This window comes from Desulfobacterium sp. N47, assembly GCF_051233685.1.
Lineage (GTDB): Bacteria > Desulfobacterota > Desulfobacteria > Desulfobacterales > RPRI01 > RPRI01.
In genome coordinates this window covers 1-1,608 of the sequence record NZ_JBAMMY010000196.1, presented here as the reverse complement: position 1 = coordinate 1,608, position 1,608 = coordinate 1, and the positions used below count along the sequence as shown (strand labels likewise).

At 37.7% G+C, this 1,608-nt stretch carries 1 protein-coding gene; it reads right to left on the bottom strand.

Features of this window, described 5'->3' with window-relative positions:
• Window positions 1-901: 901 nt before the first annotated feature.
• On the bottom strand, window positions 902-1,468 hold the full coding sequence (locus VXK47_RS12765; RefSeq protein ID WP_435549166.1) for a pirin family protein: 567 nt from the start codon (window positions 1,466-1,468) through the stop codon (window positions 902-904).
• Window positions 1,469-1,608 lie beyond the last annotated feature (140 nt).

Sequence of the window (1,608 nt, the reverse complement as noted above, 5' to 3'; positions counted from 1 at the left end):
GCAAAAGTTGACGTAAGTGCTTGAAATACTTGGTATATAAATTGCAATGCATTTTACATGCCATCTTTTTATGTTTTGTGAAAAAATATCGCAAAATTTTAAAACCATGTTTGAACGGCTTCAAAAACAGTGAAACTTTAACTGTTTAACAAGCCGCCTTTAATCGTTTTGAAATTAGCTCATTAAGAATCATAATTTTTATACATTGGCTATATTTGGCATATATATAGCTATTTTCAGTAGTATTTGGTTTAGAATTTTAGTGTTAAAGAATTAAGTATTTTTGGCTATTAAATAGCATTATTTGTTTTTTTAAATACTTCTGTAAAGAATAGCTCATGAGTTGTTGAGTTCATAAAATTGTGAGCAAAAGATCGGCAAAGCTCTAATGATTTGGTTATTCATTTATAGGCTATCATGTTTGTGAGAGTTTTAAAAGCTTTCGGGGGAAGGCGGATCATGGATATGGGCATCAAATATTCAAGTCTTAATGGTTATAGCGAGCGGTCAGAGATTTTCTGCGACGACGGCTTTTGTTTGTCAGGCATCGTACCACACATATTCTGAGCCTTCAAAGCATGGTTATCCGAAATCTCGGGTACAAACTGTCGAATAATGAGATAAAGAAGCTTCCGGTGGCCAGGTGCGTTTTAGCGGTGCCGCTTTTGCCCATAAAAATGAGGGTATTGGTGTCACATCTTGAATAGTGAATAAACATTTAACTTGCCGTAATTATTATGTATAAACGATATAATAGCCTAATTTATCCACTGTTCTTTGGCCACGCCTTACCAATAAACTTACACCTGCCGAAAAACCTCCTTGCCACCTATTGCTGGCTTTCGAATACAACTTGGTATCATAAGCATGATAGAGACGGACGAAATAATTTTGGATTAATTCAACCTTTGTATTTGATGAAAGTCCCTTCCTCATATTCCTTAAAAGCGATTTCTAATTCTTCCCGGGTATTCATAACTATGGGGCCATACCATGCAACCGGTTCACCAAGCGGCTTGCCGGAGATCAGGAGGAATCTTACTTCATGCTCTTCTGTAAAGACCATTATCTCATCGCCGTCGTCAAATAGAACGATCGTATGATTGCCTACAAAAGGATCGCGCTGAATATCAAAGTAATTTCTTCCTTCCACCTCGTAAGCAAAAGGGTTTTTCTCCTTGCAGAAATATCCCTGACCGCCAATTATATAGGCAAAGACTGTATAGCCCTTTTTCGTCGAATGCCTGAATTCCGAATTTGCAGGAACTGTAACGTCTATATACTCAGGATCAATTACGACACCCCGGACCGGACCTTTAATGCCCGATACTTCACCTGAAATGATTCTGATAATTGTATTATTAGGAAGTTTTACTTCAGGTATCTGATCGTAAGATACATCCCGATACCGCGGATTCATCATCTTTTCCCGTGACGGCAGATTGGCCCAGAGCTGAAATCCGTACATTTTTCCAGTAGTGTCCGGTTAGGTTTTTGCATATAAAGTTTGTTCTTTGACAATTCGATTATCAGACTGTGTATTTTTTCCACAGGCACGCAATTCATTCTGGATATTGTTTCTAAGCTGACGAATCCTTTTTATTGATA